This window comes from Mesorhizobium sp. M0001 (genome assembly GCF_040324255.1).
Lineage (GTDB): Bacteria > Pseudomonadota > Alphaproteobacteria > Rhizobiales > Rhizobiaceae > Mesorhizobium.
This window is the reverse complement of record NZ_JAMYVS010000001.1, coordinates 826144-841680: the sequence shown is the minus strand read 5'-3', so window position 1 is coordinate 841680 and position 15537 is coordinate 826144. Positions and strand designations below refer to the sequence as shown.

17 protein-coding genes and 1 tRNA gene are annotated in these 15537 nt (G+C 60.8%); 11 read left to right on the top strand and 7 right to left on the bottom strand.

Going from position 1 to position 15537, the window contains the following annotated elements; all coding sequences use genetic code 11:
- Nucleotides 1–14: 14 nt before the first annotated feature.
- Entirely contained in the window at nucleotides 15–986 is a 972-nt protein-coding gene (locus NKK50_RS04030; protein ID WP_023667624.1) for a patatin family protein, read from the top strand.
- Nucleotides 987–1001: 15 nt separating this feature from the next.
- Here the strand turns inward: NKK50_RS04030 and recJ are convergent, their stop codons facing one another.
- The 4 genes from recJ to NKK50_RS04010 form a co-directional block, all read right to left on the bottom strand.
- Entirely contained in the window at nucleotides 1002–2786 is a 1785-nt protein-coding gene (gene recJ / locus NKK50_RS04025) for a single-stranded-DNA-specific exonuclease RecJ (RefSeq protein WP_023695459.1), read from the bottom strand.
- A 248-nt stretch (nucleotides 2787–3034) separates the two neighbouring features.
- Entirely contained in the window at nucleotides 3035–4348 is a 1314-nt protein-coding gene (locus NKK50_RS04020; RefSeq protein ID WP_023695460.1) for a homoserine dehydrogenase, read from the bottom strand.
- 50 nt (nucleotides 4349–4398) lie between these two features.
- A complete protein-coding gene (locus NKK50_RS04015; protein WP_023681615.1) occupies nucleotides 4399–5616 on the bottom strand; it encodes an LL-diaminopimelate aminotransferase in 1218 nt (405 codons plus the stop codon).
- 90 nt (nucleotides 5617–5706) lie between these two features.
- Nucleotides 5707–6117, bottom strand: a complete 411-nt coding sequence (locus tag NKK50_RS04010; protein WP_023667627.1) for a hypothetical protein — start codon at nucleotides 6115–6117, stop codon at nucleotides 5707–5709.
- A gap of 97 nt (nucleotides 6118–6214) precedes the next feature.
- On the opposite strand from NKK50_RS04010, the gene phaC reads away from it, so the two are divergent.
- The 4 genes from phaC to NKK50_RS03990 all read left to right on the top strand — a co-directional run bounded on the left by phaC (nucleotide 6215) and on the right by NKK50_RS03990 (nucleotide 10337).
- On the top strand, nucleotides 6215–8050 hold the full coding sequence (gene phaC / locus NKK50_RS04005) for a class I poly(R)-hydroxyalkanoic acid synthase (RefSeq protein ID WP_023744796.1): 1836 nt from the start codon (nucleotides 6215–6217) through the stop codon (nucleotides 8048–8050).
- Nucleotides 8051–8409: 359 nt separating this feature from the next.
- A complete protein-coding gene (locus NKK50_RS04000) occupies nucleotides 8410–9531 on the top strand; it encodes a D-Ala-D-Ala carboxypeptidase family metallohydrolase (protein ID WP_245265759.1) in 1122 nt (373 codons plus the stop codon).
- Nucleotides 9532–9863: 332 nt separating this feature from the next.
- Nucleotides 9864–9938 (top strand) — tRNA-Glu (locus tag NKK50_RS03995).
- Nucleotides 9939–10061: 123 nt separating this feature from the next.
- Nucleotides 10062–10337: a hypothetical protein gene (locus NKK50_RS03990; protein WP_023833746.1), complete on the top strand. Its 276-nt coding sequence runs from the start codon at nucleotides 10062–10064 to the stop codon at nucleotides 10335–10337.
- A gap of 48 nt (nucleotides 10338–10385) precedes the next feature.
- Here NKK50_RS03990 and NKK50_RS03985 read toward each other — a convergent pair whose 3' ends face one another.
- Nucleotides 10386–10823, bottom strand: a complete 438-nt coding sequence (locus tag NKK50_RS03985) for a hypothetical protein (protein WP_023833747.1) — start codon at nucleotides 10821–10823, stop codon at nucleotides 10386–10388.
- A 118-nt stretch (nucleotides 10824–10941) separates the two neighbouring features.
- Between NKK50_RS03985 and NKK50_RS03980 the strand changes: the two genes are divergently transcribed.
- From NKK50_RS03980 to NKK50_RS03970, 3 genes are all read left to right on the top strand, one after another.
- Entirely contained in the window at nucleotides 10942–11187 is a 246-nt protein-coding gene (locus tag NKK50_RS03980) for a helix-turn-helix domain-containing protein (RefSeq protein WP_023833748.1), read from the top strand.
- Between the two features lie 219 nt (nucleotides 11188–11406).
- Nucleotides 11407–11838 carry a hypothetical protein gene (locus NKK50_RS03975; RefSeq protein ID WP_155923528.1) on the top strand — a complete coding sequence of 144 codons (432 nt, stop codon included), beginning with the start codon at nucleotides 11407–11409 and terminating at the stop codon, nucleotides 11836–11838.
- A gap of 1 nt (nucleotide 11839) precedes the next feature.
- Complete coding sequence (locus tag NKK50_RS03970; protein WP_155923529.1) at nucleotides 11840–12040, top strand: hypothetical protein; 201 nt, start codon at nucleotides 11840–11842, stop codon at nucleotides 12038–12040.
- 76 nt (nucleotides 12041–12116) lie between these two features.
- Here the strand turns inward: NKK50_RS03970 and NKK50_RS03965 are convergent, their stop codons facing one another.
- Nucleotides 12117–12290, bottom strand: coding sequence for a hypothetical protein (locus NKK50_RS03965; RefSeq protein ID WP_023833751.1), 174 nt, complete (start codon nucleotides 12288–12290; stop codon nucleotides 12117–12119).
- Between the two features lie 193 nt (nucleotides 12291–12483).
- On the opposite strand from NKK50_RS03965, the gene NKK50_RS03960 reads away from it, so the two are divergent.
- A complete protein-coding gene (locus NKK50_RS03960) occupies nucleotides 12484–12672 on the top strand; it encodes a hypothetical protein (protein ID WP_155923530.1) in 189 nt (62 codons plus the stop codon).
- A gap of 847 nt (nucleotides 12673–13519) precedes the next feature.
- Nucleotides 13520–14053: a J domain-containing protein gene (locus tag NKK50_RS03955; RefSeq protein WP_023749100.1), complete on the top strand. Its 534-nt coding sequence runs from the start codon at nucleotides 13520–13522 to the stop codon at nucleotides 14051–14053.
- Between the two features lie 110 nt (nucleotides 14054–14163).
- Here NKK50_RS03955 and NKK50_RS03950 read toward each other — a convergent pair whose 3' ends face one another.
- Nucleotides 14164–14376: a hypothetical protein gene (locus NKK50_RS03950; protein ID WP_023746180.1), complete on the bottom strand. Its 213-nt coding sequence runs from the start codon at nucleotides 14374–14376 to the stop codon at nucleotides 14164–14166.
- A gap of 80 nt (nucleotides 14377–14456) precedes the next feature.
- Here NKK50_RS03950 and NKK50_RS03945 point away from each other — a divergent pair, with 80 nt between their 5' ends.
- Nucleotides 14457–14687, top strand: a complete 231-nt coding sequence (locus NKK50_RS03945) for a hypothetical protein (RefSeq protein WP_352543116.1) — start codon at nucleotides 14457–14459, stop codon at nucleotides 14685–14687.
- Nucleotides 14688–15537: the final 850 nt, after the last annotated feature.

Here is a 15537-nt window from a genome sequence, read left to right as displayed (position 1 = left end):
CAAGGGAGATCATGATGCTCGAGTGGGCGTCATTGCGTAGCAGACCGGACGTGCGGGAGGCCAATGGCCCCTCATCGTCCGGCGGGGTGCCTGACCCGCAACCCGCGGGCAAGACAGGCATTTCGCTCGCGCTGGGCGGCGGCTGCGCACGCGGCTGGGCGCACATTGGCGTGCTGCGCGCGCTCGACGAAGCCGGCATCGAAGTCTCGATGATCGCCGGCACCTCGATCGGCGCGCTGGTTGGCGGCTGCTATCTCGCCGGCAAGCTGGACGAACTCGAGGAGTTCGCCCGCAGCCTGACCAAGCGGCGCATCTTCGGCCTGCTCGATCTCAATCTGCGCGGCAGCGGCCTGTTCGGCGGCATGAAACTGGACGTCAGGCTGCGCGAGCACATGGCAGGCATCCGCTTCGAGGATCTCACGAAACCCTTCGTCGCCGTTGGCGCCGAAATTCGCACCGGCCATGAGATCTGGCTGTCCAGCGGTTCGCTGATCACCGCGATGCGGGCTTCCTATGCGCTGCCCGGCGTGTTCGAACCGGTGAATTGCAACGGCCGCATTCTGGTCGACGGCGCGCTGGTCAACCCGGTTCCGGTTTCGGTCTGCCGCGCCTACGAGCAGCCGCTGGTCGTCGCGGTCAACCTTCACTACGATCTGTTCGGCCGCGCCGCCGTCATCAAGCACAGCGCCGGCGAACTGCTCATCGAGAAGGACGCGCCCCGGCCAGGCCAGGCCAGCCCCGACCACCAGCCGCACCAGAGCCGTCTCGGCATCACCGGCGTCATGGTCGAAGCCTTTAACATCATCCAGGACCGGATTTCACGCGCAAGGCTGGCGGGCGATCCGCCCGACATGTCGCTGCAACCGAAACTCAGCCATATCGGCTTGACCGAATTCCACCGCGCGGATGAGGCGATCAGCGTCGGTTACCAGGCGACGATGGCGCAGATCAGCGAGTTGAAGCGGCTGCAGACGGTTCTCGCTTAAACCAGTTCGGCAATGTCAGGCTTTGGCCGCATCGGTGATGCGGAACTGCACCGTGCGGTTGCCGTTCCAATAATTCCCCGACAGCGAGCCGGCTACATGGATCGTGTTGCCCCTGTTCTTGAACAGGAATTCGCCCAGCGCGGTATCGACGGATCGAAAGGCGATGCCCTGGATGCGGCCGCCGCTTTCCGACTGCAGATCAGCCCGGATGTGGTTGGTGCCGACAGCCCGCGCGTCGGCCAGCCGATGGCGCGGCAGCGCGAACACCGGCGCGACATGGCCGGCGCCGAAAGGCCCGGCCTTTTCCAATGCATCGAGCAAAGCAATCGTCGCGCCCTCGGCGGCGAGCGCGCCGTCGACGGCCAGACTTTCTTCGTCCTGCAGCCGGAACACTTCGGCCGCCGCGCGCTCCTCGAAGAAAGCACGGAGTTCGCCGAGCTTGGCGCGTTCCACCGTGATGCCGGCGGCCATGCCGTGGCCGCCGCCCTTGACGATCAGCCCGGCATCGGCGGCTGCGCGCACCAGCCGTCCGAGATCGAAGCCCGACACCGAACGGCCAGAGCCGGTGCCGATGCCATTGGCGTTGAAGGCGATGGCGAAGGCCGGCCGCCGCGCATGGTCCTTCAGCCGCGAGGCGATCAAGCCGACAATGCCGGGATGCCAATTGGTGCTGGCGGTGACGATGATGGCCGGCCCGTTGCCGCCGGCAAGTTCGGCGTCAGCCTCGGCGCGCGCCGCTGCCAGCATCTCCAGCTCCATCTGCTGGCGTTCCTGGTTGAGCCGGTCGAGTGTCTCGGCAATGGTCCCGGCCTCAACCGGATCGTCGGTGGCGAGCAGCCGGCTGCCAAGTGCTGCATCGCCGATGCGGCCGCCGGCATTGATGCGCGGCCCAATCAGATAGGCGAGATGAAAGGTGCTTATCGGCTCACCGATGCGGGACACCCGCGCCAGTGCGGCGAGCCCCTCATTCTTCTGCTGCCGCGCCATCTGCAGTCCCTTGACGACGAAAGCGCGGTTCACGCCGATGAGCGGCACCACATCGCAAACCGTGGCCAGCGCCGCCAAGTCGAGCAACGACAACAGGTCCGGTGGCGCTGCGTCGGGCAATCGGCTGCGCAGGACCCTCGCCGTCTGCACCAGAGTGAGGAAGACGACACCGGCGGCGCACAGATGGCCTTGCCCGGAAAGGTCGTCCTCGCGATTGGGATTGACGACCGCGGTCGCCTCCGGCAGCGGGCCGCCGACCTGATGGTGGTCGAGCACCACCACATCGGCGCCTGCGGCCTTGACGGCATCGATGGAGACAGCGCTGTTGGTGCCGCAATCGACGGTGACGATCAGCGTCGCGCCGCGCGAGACCAGTTCGCGCATAGCCTCCGGATTGGGGCCGTAGCCCTCGAAGATGCGGTCGGGAATGTAGATCTCCGAAGGCACCGAGAAATGCGTCAGGAAGCGCTTGAGCAACGCCGAAGAGGCGGCGCCGTCGACATCGTAGTCGCCGAAGATTGCCACCTTCTCCTTGGCCATGACCGCTTCGGCGATGCGGGTCGCAGCCTTGCCCATGTCGGTCAGCGAAGCCGGATCCGGCAACAGATTGCGGATCGTCGGATCGAGGAAGCGCTCGGCCTGGTCCGCGGTGACGCCGCGCCCGGCGAGCACGCGAGCCACAATGTCGGGCACGCCGTGGCCCTGCGCTATGGCCAGCGCAGTCATGTCCTGCCGCTCGCTCAACCGGTGTTCCCAGGAAACACCGGTCGCCGACTGCCTGACGTCGAGGAAGAAGCGTTTGTCGCCCGTCATAGGAGGCGTAGTCTACAGATTGTCATTTCCGGCAATATGCGACGGCTAAACAGGAAAGTCTCAACTTTTCCACCTCCTGGTGACGCGCCTTGATCTCGCGGCTCACGCCTCCGCCAGAACCCGATGATGACTGGTGGGTTCGACCTGAAATCTCAATCCGGCTCCAAATCAAAGAGAGAGAGCATTATGGCGTCCGAAACCATTTTCAGCAGCAGCATCAATCGGTTAAAGGAGAAAAATGACTTGGCCTAGCCCGCACGCTCGATGCGGATAACCTGCGGCTTGTCTGTGAGGTGGCCGTCCTTGGTGATGCCGTCGACAGCCTTGCGCACCGCTGCTTCCGTCGTCTCGTGGGTGACCAGGATCACCGTCTTTTGCGCGTCCGTCTCGCCGCTGACGGCATGCTGGACGATCGATTCCAGCGAAATGTCGTTGTCCGCCATGCGCTTGGCGATCGCGGCGAAGACGCCGATGCGGTCGTGCACGGTCAGCCGGATGAAATAGCCGCCGGCATGGCTGCGCATCTGCGCCTTCTTGTAGGGGCGCAGTTCCTTGGCCGGCAGGCCGAACACCGGACCGTGCTGGAAGCCCGGCCGGCTCTTTGCGATGTCGGCGATATCGCCGACCACGGCGGACGCGGTGGCGTTGCCGCCGGCGCCCGGGCCGGAGAGCAGCAGTTCGCCCAGAATGTCGGTTTCGATGGCCACCGCATTGGTAACGCCATGCACCTGTGCGATCACCGACGCGGTCGGCACCATGGTCGGGTGCACACGCTGCTCGATGCCGCTGTCGGTGCGCTGCGCGACGCCGAGCAATTTTATCCGGTAGCCAAGGTCGCCCGCGGCGCGGATATCGGCCTGGCTGATATTGGAAATGCCTTCCATGTAGATGTCGTTGGCGGCGATCCTGGTGCCGAAGGCCAGGCTGGTCAGGATCGACAATTTATGCGCCGTGTCATGGCCCTCGATATCGAAAGTCGGATCGGCTTCGGCGTAGCCCAGCCGTTGCGCGTCCTTCAGGCACTCGTCGAAGGAGATGCCCTCGGCCTCCATGCGGGTCAGGATGTAGTTGCAGGTGCCGTTGAGGATGCCGAAAACGCGGGTGACCGAATTGCCGGCCATCGCCTCGCGCATCGTCTTGATGACCGGGATGCCGCCGGCAACTGCCGCCTCGTAGTTGAGCAGCACGCCCCTCTTCTCGGCGATTTCGGCAAGCGCCACGCCGTGCTTGGCCAACAGCGCCTTGTTGGCGGTGACGACATGACGTCCGGCTTCAAGTGCTGCCTTGACCGACGCGCGCGCTGCCCCTTCGTCGCCGCCGATCAGTTCGACGAAGACGTCGATATCGGCGGCCTGCGCCATCTTGATCGGATCGTCGAACCATTTGGCGGCGCTGAGGTCGACGCCACGGTCGCGCTTGGGATCGCGCGCGGAAACGGTCGTGACGATGACATCGCGTCCGCACTGGCGCGTCAGCTCCGCTGCCTTGTCGCGCAGCACGCGCGCCACCGAGGCGCCGACCGTACCCAGACCCGCAATTCCAACACGCAACGCTTCAGCCATGCCCGGCGACGCCCCTCAAAAAATCTGCTCGAATAAGATGTGCGGCGACTTTAGCGATGCGCGGCGAGCGGCACCACATTGTTCGGCTGCTTGGCGCTGGACGCCAGGAAGCGCTTGATGTTGCGCGCCGCCTGCCGGATCCGGTGCTCGTTCTCGACCAGCGCGATGCGGACGTGATCGTCGCCATGCTCGCCAAAGCCGATGCCCGGCGCCACCGCCACGTCGGCGTGCTCGATCAGGAGCTTGGAAAACTCAAGCGAGCCGAGATGCTTGAACGGCTCCGGGATCGGCGCCCAGGCGAACATCGAGGCAGCCGGTGCCGGAATGGTCCAGCCGGCGCGGCTGAAGGCATCGACCATGACGTCGCGGCGCTTCAAATAGACCTCGCGCACTTCGGCGATGTCGGCGCCGTCGCCATTCAGCGCATGCGCCGCCGCCACCTGGATCGGCGTGAAGGCGCCGTAATCGAGATAGGACTTCACCCGCGTCAACGCCGAGATCAGCCGCTCGTTGCCGACGGCAAAGCCCATGCGCCAGCCGGGCATGGAGAAGGTCTTCGACATCGAGGTGAACTCGACGCAGACATCGATGGCGCCCGGCACTTGCAGCACCGAAGGCGGCGGATTGCCGTCGAAATAGATCTCCGAATAGGCAAGGTCCGACAGGATGATGATGTCGTTCTTCTTGGCGAAGGCGACCACGTCCTTGTAGAAATCGAGCGAGGCGACCAGCGCCGTCGGGTTAGACGGATAGTTGAGGATCAATGCCAGTGGCTTCGGGATCGAATGACGGACACCGCGCTCGAGCGCCGGGATGAAGCCGTCATCCGGCTCGACCTGCAGCGAACGGATGACGCCGCCCGACATGATGAAGCCGAAAGCATGGATCGGATAGGTCGGGTTGGGGCACAGGATCACGTCGCCCGGCGCGGTGATCGCCTGCGCCATATTGGCGAAGCCTTCCTTCGAACCGAGCGTCGCCACCACCTGCGTGTCGGGATTGAGCTTCACGCCGAAACGGCGCTGATAATAGGCGGCCTGGGCGCGGCGCAGACCTGGGATGCCGCGCGAGGAGGAATAGCGATGCGTGCGCGGATCGCGCACCACTTCGCACAATTTGTCGACGATCGCCTTCGGAGTCGGCAGGTCGGGATTGCCCATGCCAAGGTCGATAATGTCGGCGCCGCGCGAACGGGCGCTGGCCTTCAGCCGGTTGACCTGCTCGAACACGTAGGGCGGAAGCCGGCGGACCTTGTGAAATTCTTCCATGTCAGTTCCAGACGATTTAAGATTGGCTTCAGCACAGTTGGTTTGGCTAGGCGCCCTTGGCAAAGACCGCTTTCGGCGCGCGATATAGCCTTATTTGCAGGTAGGGTCGAGGGCGGGATCGCATTTGGCTTCGATCTGCTTCAGCGTGTCCTTGCCATGGTTCTTCGCCAGCGAATTCAGCGCCGCCGGGCTGGTGGACGGGGCACCGCCGCCGCCCTTGGCCACTTGCCCCTGCTGTTCGCCCTTCAACTGGGCAAGCTTGGCCTGCGTCTCCTCAGGGGTGAGTTGCTTTGCCGCCACCTGCGGTGGGATGTTGAGATTGGGATAAGAGCCGGTGTCCTGCGCGCCCTGGGTCAGGCCGACATTCATCCCGTTGCCGGTGTTGGCGCTCGTGCAGCCACTTGCCGCCAGCAGCCCTGGCGCCAGACAGGCGATTGCAACCGCGATGCGGCAAAAGCGGCCTGCCCCCGAAAAAATGGTCTCGCCGGTGTTAATCGTCATATTGTTTTCCTGGCAGCCGGGGTACAGCGCATTGGACCCGGTCAGATGTCCCATGATAATATGTCAAGAAAACGCCTCGGGAGGAACCCCGCGAGCCATGTCCAAAACACCTGATTCGAGCAAAGCGGAAGATGATCAATCTTCGACCGTCGAGCAATATCTGGTGAAAGACCCGGAACGCTTCGCGTTGAACATGGCGCGCATGGTCGAGCAGGCCGGCAAAGCCGCCTCCGCCTGGGCCGAGCCGCGCGAAAAGGGCGAGGTGCGCGATCATGTCGCCGAACCCGTGGTCGACATGGTAAAAACCTTTTCCAAGCTCAGCGAATATTGGCTGGCCGACCCGCAACGCGCGCTGGAAGCGCAGACGCGACTGTTCGCCGGCTACATGACGGTCTGGGGCAACGCCATCCAGAAGGTTAGCCCGAATGCCGAGGCGCCCGAAGATGCGGTCAAGCCCGAGCGCGGCGACAAGCGTTTTCAAGACCCCGAATGGGGTCGCAACGCTTTCTTCGATTTCCTCAAACAGGCCTATCTCGTCACCTCGCGCTGGGCGGCCGACCTGGTCGAGCACGCCGAAGGCCTCGACGATCACACCCGCCATAAGGCCAGCTTCTACGTCAAGCAGGTGTCCAATGCCATCTCGCCGTCGAACTTCATCCTGACCAATCCGGAGCTGTTTCGAGAAACCGTTGCCTCGAATGGCGAAAACCTGGTGCGCGGCATGAAGATGCTGGCCGAAGACATCGCCGCCGGCAAGGGCGACCTGAAGCTGAGACAAGCTGACTATTCGCCCTTCGAGATCGGCAAGAACGTCGCGACATCTCCCGGCAAGGTGGTCGGGCGCAGCGATGTCGCCGAAATCATCCAGTACGATCCGACGACGGAGACGGTGCTCAAGCGCCCGCTGCTGATCTGCCCGCCCTGGATCAACAAGTTCTACATCCTCGATCTCAACCCGCAAAAGTCCTTCATCCGCTGGGCGATCGAGCAAGGCCATACCGTGTTCGTCATCTCCTGGATCAATCCCGACGAGCGGCACGGCGCCAAGGGCTGGGAAGCTTACATACGGGAAGGCCTGCAATACGGCCTCGACACGATCGAGAAGGCGACCGGCGAGAAAGAGGTCAACGCCATCGGCTATTGCGTCGGCGGCACGCTGCTGGCGGCCGCACTCGCACTGCTGGCACAGGAAGGCGACAACCGCATCAAATCGGCGACCTTCTTCACCACGCAGGTCGACTTCACCCATGCCGGCGACCTGAAAGTCTTCGTCGACGAGGACCAGGTGGCAGCGGTCGAGAAATCGATGAACGAAAAGGGCTACCTCGACGGCACCAAGATGGCGACCGCCTTCAACATGCTGCGCTCGGGCGACCTGATCTGGCCTTATGTCATCAACAATTACATGCGCGGCAAGGATCCCCTTCCCTTCGACCTGCTCTACTGGAACGCCGATTCCACCCGCATGGCGGCCGCCAACCACTCCTTCTACCTGCGCAACTGTTATCTCGAGAACAATCTGACTCGTGGCGTGATGGAACTCGCCGGCCGCACTGTGTCGCTGGCCGACGTCACCATCCCGGTCTACAACCTGGCGTCGAAGGAAGATCACATCGCGCCGGCCCTTTCGGTGTTTCTCGGCTCGCAATATTTCGGCGGCGACGTCGAGTTTGTGATGGCTGGTTCCGGCCACATTGCCGGTGTCGTCAACCCGCCGGCAGCCAAGAAATACCAGTACTGGACCGGCGGCAAACCGACGGGCGATTTTGGCCAGTGGCTCGCCTCGGCGGTGGAGCATCCCGGCTCCTGGTGGACGCACTGGCAGCACTGGATCGAAACCCAGGACGACACCCTCGTTCCGGCCCGCAAACCGGGCAAGAATATGAAAACCCTGGGTGATGCCCCCGGCACCTATGTGAAGGTCCGCGTGTAACGCCGGCACCTTTTGCAGGTGCCTGTGTGTAACGGAATGTAATGTCTGGTGAGTTGACGGGCCGGCAAAACGGGGCGAAATGGTGTCGTCAACCTTCAAGAAGCCTCAATTGGCCTCCAACGAGCAAATAATTCAGAGGCTTGCAGAATTGACACAAGTCTCGTTTCCGGTTTGGGAACACAAGGTTATTGGATGTGAACGTTTCGACGCCGCACCAATAGCAGGCCGACCGGACACCGAGGGGGAATCTAGTTTTGAAATCAGTAGGATCGCGTCTCGCGGGGAGAGAAGGTCGCACTATAGCGGCAGCGCTTTTCTCCGTGCTTCTGGCGTCCTGCACCTCCGCTGGCGACCCCACAATGTCCGCCGGCATGCCTGGCTACAACGCGACCGCTTCTGACATCGCCGCGGCTTCCGGCGCCAGCCCTGCGGCGCCGGGCGATTCGACCGTGCAGGTCACATCCACCGGGCCGCAGATGATGATGACGGCAGCGGGCGATGCGACACTGCCCGAGCAGGTCGCCTATGTGCCGGTGGCCAAGCCCGGCACCGGCTTCCCGGTCAATGTTCCCGCCGGCTCCGAAACCATTGTCGGCCAGACGCCGCAGTCGCTGCAGCAGTCAGCACAGACCGCGGCCGCAACGGACGCCGTGGCGCAGAAGATCGCCGCCGCCGATGCCGGCGTGACCGCACCGAAAGCGACGGCAGCGGCGCCCGCGACCAACGAGGTCTACGTGACCGCCGCGCCCCAGCAGATCGACACGCCGAAGAAGGGCTTCCTGGCCTCACTGTTCAGCACCACGCCAACCTCGGCGGCACCTGCTCCGCTGGTCAACTCGCGCTCGGGCGAACAGCCTGCGGTTGCTTCCCAGAAGGCCGCCCCGGCAAAGCCGATCATCACGCTAGCGTCAGCCAATTCCGCCGACAAGCCCTTGCAGCTTGCCTCGCTTGGCAACGAGAGCAACCACATCACCGGCAGCGATGCCTTGCCCGGCGTGCGCCAGACGGCGCTGTTCGAGATCAAGCGCAAATCCGGCCTCGACGACGAAAGCGACGTCGACCTGAACGAGGACGAGGGTTCGGGCGGCGCCTATCAGGTGGCCTCCGCCGCCGGCCTCGCCCGGCTGGCGCCCAATGGCCTGTTGAAGCAAAACGAGAGCGTCGACGTCGCCTGCCTGAAGCCGTCGCTGGTGCGTGTGCTGAAGACCATCGAAGGCCATTACGGCCGCAAGATGATGGTCACATCAGGCTACCGCGACCCGGCCCGCAACCGCCGCGCCAACGGCGCCAAGAATTCGCTGCACATGTATTGCGCCGCCGCCGACATCCAGGTTCCCGGCGTCTCGAAATGGGAACTGGCGAGCTACATCCGAACCATGCCCGGCCGCGGCGGCGTCGGCACCTACTGCCATACCGAATCCGTTCACGTCGACGTCGGCCCCGAGCGCGACTGGAACTGGCGCTGCCGCCGGCGGGGTTAGCATCCCCATTCGGCAAACGGGCCGAGGGGCCGTTAGCAGCCTGCCGTTTTTCCCGATTAGCTATCAGCGACGTTCGAGATTAGCCGAGGCACCCGCGACTTCGTCATCCTATGGCGAAGCAAGGCGCGCAGCGACGCAGCGCAGACCATAGGATGACGACTGCGCGGGGCGTTCAGGCTAATCTCGAAAGATGTGCAATGACGCGAGGGCAGAAAACCTGGGCTGGCTCACCAAACTGGCCCTTTTCGCCCCTCTTGAAAAAAGTTTCCGCATCTGGCGGCTGATGGGTTGCCGGTTGGCAACAACGCAATTATAAGCCGCTTCGTCTGAGCGCGCCCATCGTCTAGCGGTTAGGACACCGCCCTTTCACGGCGGTAACAGGGGTTCGATTCCCCTTGGGCGTACCAGATTTTTCAAGCACTTAGCGGAAATCTCCCCTCCCCTGTCCAATTTTTGGCCAATATCCGTCCCGCGTTTGTCGAGCATCGCGACTCCTGTCACACTCGAATCAGGCTTGGAAGGAGGCAGCAATGGAAGTCGACTGGGCGGAAATCAGAGCAAATCGGTACGCTTCGGCGGCGCCACCTCCTGAATGGCCCTCCGGTATCAAGGTGACCAGCCTTGAAGGCCTAACCCTCTTGGGGATGCACCCGGTCACGAATCAACTGTATTGGGATGGCCAGGAACTGGCGACGGTGAAGCGGCTCGCGAACTTCGAACGGGGAATGGCGCTGGCGGTAACGATTGCCACCGTCGTCTTGGCCCTTATTGAAGTTGGACGCGCCGCCGGCTGGATCACAACGTAAAGCCCGCCACCGTGAGGCAGCGGGCCAATTATTCTAGAACCGGAAGAATCAGACCGCCGGATCGTTCCACGTTCTGTAGCGCGGGAAGCGTCGCCGATCGCCGAACACCCGGCCGAGGATGCGAATGCAAGAAGATGGCCCACGGCCGCACACCATGGAGTCGAGAAGGAACGTCTCCTCCAGACTTCCCTTGGCGGCAAAGCGGCCCCCATAGCCTCGGCCGTGATTGTTGCGCCAGCTCATGGTTTGCGGATGACCGCCTCCAAACATAGCGACCACAATGCACCCGTCTTCCAGTTCCGCGTCTGGATCAATGATCAGGCTTTCAGCCCGAAGCTCCGGGTAGGTGTCTGTCACCGCAAACACGTTGTAGGCCCACTTGCTGGCGGCACTGCGAGGCAAAACTGCTGCCCAAGGCCACGGCATTGAGACCACGTTTGTAGGCAAAGCTTCGCCATCCGCCGAAGCGGCGATTTTCTTCAACATTTGAGATTGCCCCCCTTGGGCTCGCGACATGATTGCCGCAAAGGGCAACGTGCGTTGACATTAACCTGATGTCAACGGATATCGTTGATATTGTCACAATTCATTGATAAGGTGACGCATGCTTGATCCCGCCCAATCCCGCGCCGCTCGTGGCCTTCTCTCGTGGTCGCAAGGCGAGCTTGCTGCCGCCGCGTCTGTCAGCCTCTCGACAGTCAGAGACTTCGAGAAAGGCCGAAGAACGCCAATCGCCAACAATGTCGGAGCGATCCGCAGTGCTTTGGAGGCGATGGGCGTTGTCTTTGTCGGCGATGGCGAAATGGTCGAAGGCGGCGCCGGGGTGAGGCTGCGGAAACAAAATGGCTGAAAGACCAGTTTCAACCTGCGAGTCGCTGTGAAATCAATTTCACTGCATGGAGCAGGATCTATACCACTTATCGCTGTAGTGCGGTGACTCTGATAGCGAGAAGAAGTAAACGCGTTCGATTGAGTCCATTTCAAGTGGTTTGCCTTGTCTCTCGCATCAGCAGCAAAAGCCCGATACGCGCAAAATCGATACGACGCCTATAAATCGGCAGCGGCAACGATGAGCGAATTTCTACAGAAACCGGTGCAAATAACCGAATGGTCAGGGCGCGCGCTTAAACATTATGGAGAATGGGGCCAGTCGTATTTTGATTGGCAGAAAATCTTTAGGGTGCATCGTGAACCGGATCGCCTTGATATGGCCATTTGGAGCGGTCAAGGTCGTTTGAGTGGGTTGGCGTTGGGCCTCACAACCGGCCAAAGTTTGATGCTTCGTTTTATGGAAGGCGACCCCCGTGAGGCGTGTCCATTGAAGGGAAAGCGGATTTTGATTGCGCTTGAAGCCGCTACAAATTATGCTCAAGCACGAGGTAAACGGGAAATCCGTTTGCAACCGATCAACGAAAAGCTCGTTAATCATTATACTAACGTTTACGGCTTCGTGCTTGAATCGCCTCGCCATGAAGAGCCATATTACAGGAAAGGAGTTTGACATGCGCGCTTTGAAAGCAGCGGTTTCGACAATGTCGCTCTCCGGCTGGTTTTCGGCAAAGCCATTGCCAGAGCCTGAGGCGTTTTGTGGAAAGCCGCGTCCAATGACCGGGTTCCTTGCAACCCTAACCGACGAGCAGAAGAAACTTGCTCGTGAATATACCGGCGAGGAGACTCACGGCGATCAGTCATTCGCTCGTTGAGTTTTCGCTAGGTTTGCTGGAGACGAGAAGCCCCTGACGCAGGGGCTTTTTTGTGTCCCCGCAGCAACCAGCCGTTTTACTCAGCGCTAGCACCCTTTGGCTCCGGCGTGATCTCCTCGACCTGCACGTTTTCGCCGATTTCTCTCGCCCAGGCCAAGGCTTTGGCCTTGTCGTTGGTCGTAAGCACCGTTCGCCAGTTCGGCGCTTCAAACACGCTCACAAGGTAGGTTGTCACCGACTCGTCGACCATGCTCCACCTTTGCCTACTTCATAAAGGTGTGGTGCCTTCATGCGGGGAGATAGAGCCCCCACATTGCCTAAGATACGAGCATATTAGCAATCACGCAATTAACCATGTGGCGCTGCCCGGTCGAAACTCAGGCAAGGCCCCCTTGAAGGCTCAAACGTGAGGACAAGCTAATAACCGTCTGGGAGTTGCGGGTATGGCCGACGGTATGGGCGAGCATCTTGAGGTTTTCGACCTTGACGCTTTGCGCAAGGCTTTCCTTGAATTCATAGAAGAGCATAAAACCAGGGATCATCCTGAGTGGGGCGAACTCGCCAAGCTGTTCCTCGAAAAAACAACGAGAGCGGCACCAAGAACCGGACCCTACCCAGCCGGAGAGGGGTGAACGCACCAGCGCTGTGTGACCGGCAGAGCGCATGTCTTAAGCGGGGGAGCGGCCAGCTGATCGAGCGTCCAACCTATTTTGGTAAATGCGCAAGAGTACGTCGCGAGCAGTCTCGGCGCGTTCTCGCGTGCAGCCCATAAGTATTCTTCCGCCCAAGGTTGCGGGCTCGTCGGCAACGTCATCCCATACCATCCAAGCGCCGGCCGGATCGAGAATGCAACTAAATCTATCTGGGCTTTCTTCCATCGACCCATCCCCAATGGGTGGGAGCGTTTCATTATTTTAGCAATCACGCAAGTAATGACCGGCGCGACACCACTACTTCGTTTGGTCAAAGTTAATTGCAGTGCAGAGGAAAGCCTAGCGTGCCAGCTGAATGGCATTTTATTAAAATGCCCTTCAAATCAGTATTTGCGGAGTGAGAGGCTAATGCCTCTTCGGCGCACTGTGCCATGGTAGGCTGCTGTTGCTTTGGAAGTTCCGTACCGCCAAAGGCTTTGAACCTAGCGCCAATCTGCCCCGGCGATGCGCCGCGTGAATGCCCGCTCGACTCCAGCAACAGCCTCATGCTTCGTTTCGACTGTTCCGCCCGCGCCGCCGTCATGGCAGGTCCAGAACCAAGTGCCTACGGCTGGGCCGTGCATCGTCTTCATGATGCGGCCGACCTTTTCCTGCTGGAACGCTGCGGTGAAATCGAAGGGCGCCGTCTGCCCTCCTATAGCTCCCGCTCATCTTGACCCCGGGCGCAATGTATTGTCCGTATATGAACTCGACGAGTGAGGGCACTGCACGCCATGTAGGCGGTCGGCCCCCGCAGCTGTCGAGCGATGTTTGAGGGAGCAGCGCATTGTTCGTTGATTACTACGAACTCTTGGAGATCAGCCCAAACGCCAACTCGGAGACACTTGAGCGAATATTCCGCTACTTTGCGATGCGCTATCATCCCGACAATCAGCAAACTGGAAACGAAGCCCGCTTCAGCGAAATAGTAGAAGCACACAACGTCTTGAGGGATCCCGTTAAGCGCGCCCAGTACGATATCTCCTATCGAGAGCATGCCGGTGAGCGGCTTAAATTGGTCGAGGAGGCAAGCGACCCCAAAGGGGTCGAGAAGGACGCTTTGGTCCAGGCCAAACTGCTTTCGCTGCTCTATGTGAAGCGCCGCCAGGATGTCGGCAATCCGGGCATTGGCGACGTCGAAATCGAACGGTTGTTAGGCTGTCCACCAGAGCATCTGGAGTTTCATCTCTGGTACATGAAGGCAAAGGGGTGGATTGCAAGAATTGAGAACGGGACAATCGCGATCACGGTTGAAGGCGTCGATCGCGCCGATTCCGAACTGCGTCGCGATACCAGCACTCGGCTCCTGAGTAGAGACTAGAAAGCCGTCACACGGGTCGAGAAGGACGCCGTAACGGTCAGCCTGGGTGGCCCGGTGGTGACGGTCGCGCCTGATGTTGTGCGGCTGGTAAAGGTCTAGCTTTCCCGACCTTACCGCCCTAACGGCTGCTTCGAAAGCGAGAGAAGTTCGGCCTCATCTTTTATCCCGGCCATGTAGTTGGCAATGATCCGAGAAGCCAACCGGCCCTGCCCATCAGGTGATTGGTCGTCGACCAGTTTAAGCTGCTCGAAAACGCGCCCTAGCAAGGCCAATTCGGCAGGCTTAAAAATCCCGGCATCCACGGCTTTTCGTCTGATGGGCATGACTAGTGTTCTTCCCTCACAGTCTCAAGCCGCCAACCTGAAATCGGTTCCGGAACATTTTAGCTAAAGTGAATGTTTCAATGGTTATGAAGATCGAAGCCGCTGAATGCCGGGCAGCGTTGACGCTCATCCGGCGCACAATCGAGGACCACTGCCCGCCCGGCGTGCTGCCCAGCGAGGAAGCTGTGAACGGTCTCTATGGGCCGGGGCTCATGGATGAGGCGGAAGCGCTGGCTGCTGCCATCGTCGCAACAATCGACCAGATGCCATTGCGCGTGATGGTGAAACCACCGTCTCCTAGTATCAAATAGAGACCGACACAGGGAAGTTCGCTTGTTGGTCGCTCGACGGTGGGCTCGCACCGACCGGGGCAGGTGATGCGAGCCCGGCCGAGTCTTGCGGGACCTCGACCAGCAGCGATCACCCACTCGCTGCCGTTCTATCAACAAGCCCCCAAATTTCAGGTTCCGCTAATGTACAAAAAAGCCCACCAACCGTTGAGGTAGTGGGCAGTTTTGGGAGACACTGATATGGGAACAGTGCGACCGCCCGAAGTGTTTCGAGGCCGACGATGTTCCAAGGGGATTCACAGATCCGCGCTTTCGGATCTTCAGAGAAGGGCGGTCAAGTTGCTCGCTTCGGGGGAGCTTCCAATCCTAGACGTGAAGACTGATCGCCAGCGAAAGCGACAGCATCTGCCTCATTTTCGAATGCTCGGGAATACGTTTCACCGTTTCTGCCTATGATGCGAACAACCCACTCGCCCAACGAATGGCCGATCTCTAGGAAGACGGAAGACGAAGACGGCGGCCGGTACGTGACGCTCGGGAGGCTTGTCCCGCCAAAATCGGCTTCATCGGGGGAATGAACTTCACGCATGCACTGACTCCCGAGACCGCGAGTCAATTAGCGCGTGCTTAATTAGTTCCGGCGCGTTTTAACGAATCGTTGACCGCGCTGTCCCAGAATAGGACGGCGCGGTCAAACCCCAACCTCGGCTGCGCAGGCGGCTCTGGCATCGAGTTCCACCCCGAACTGTCGGAGCCGCCACCCACATTCCACAATTTACCAGCAATGGTTGAATCAACCGTTACTGCACGTGCTTTCCATTGCGCTTCCCTGATCGTTAGACTTTGGCGGAACAAACAGGGGATTCACAGA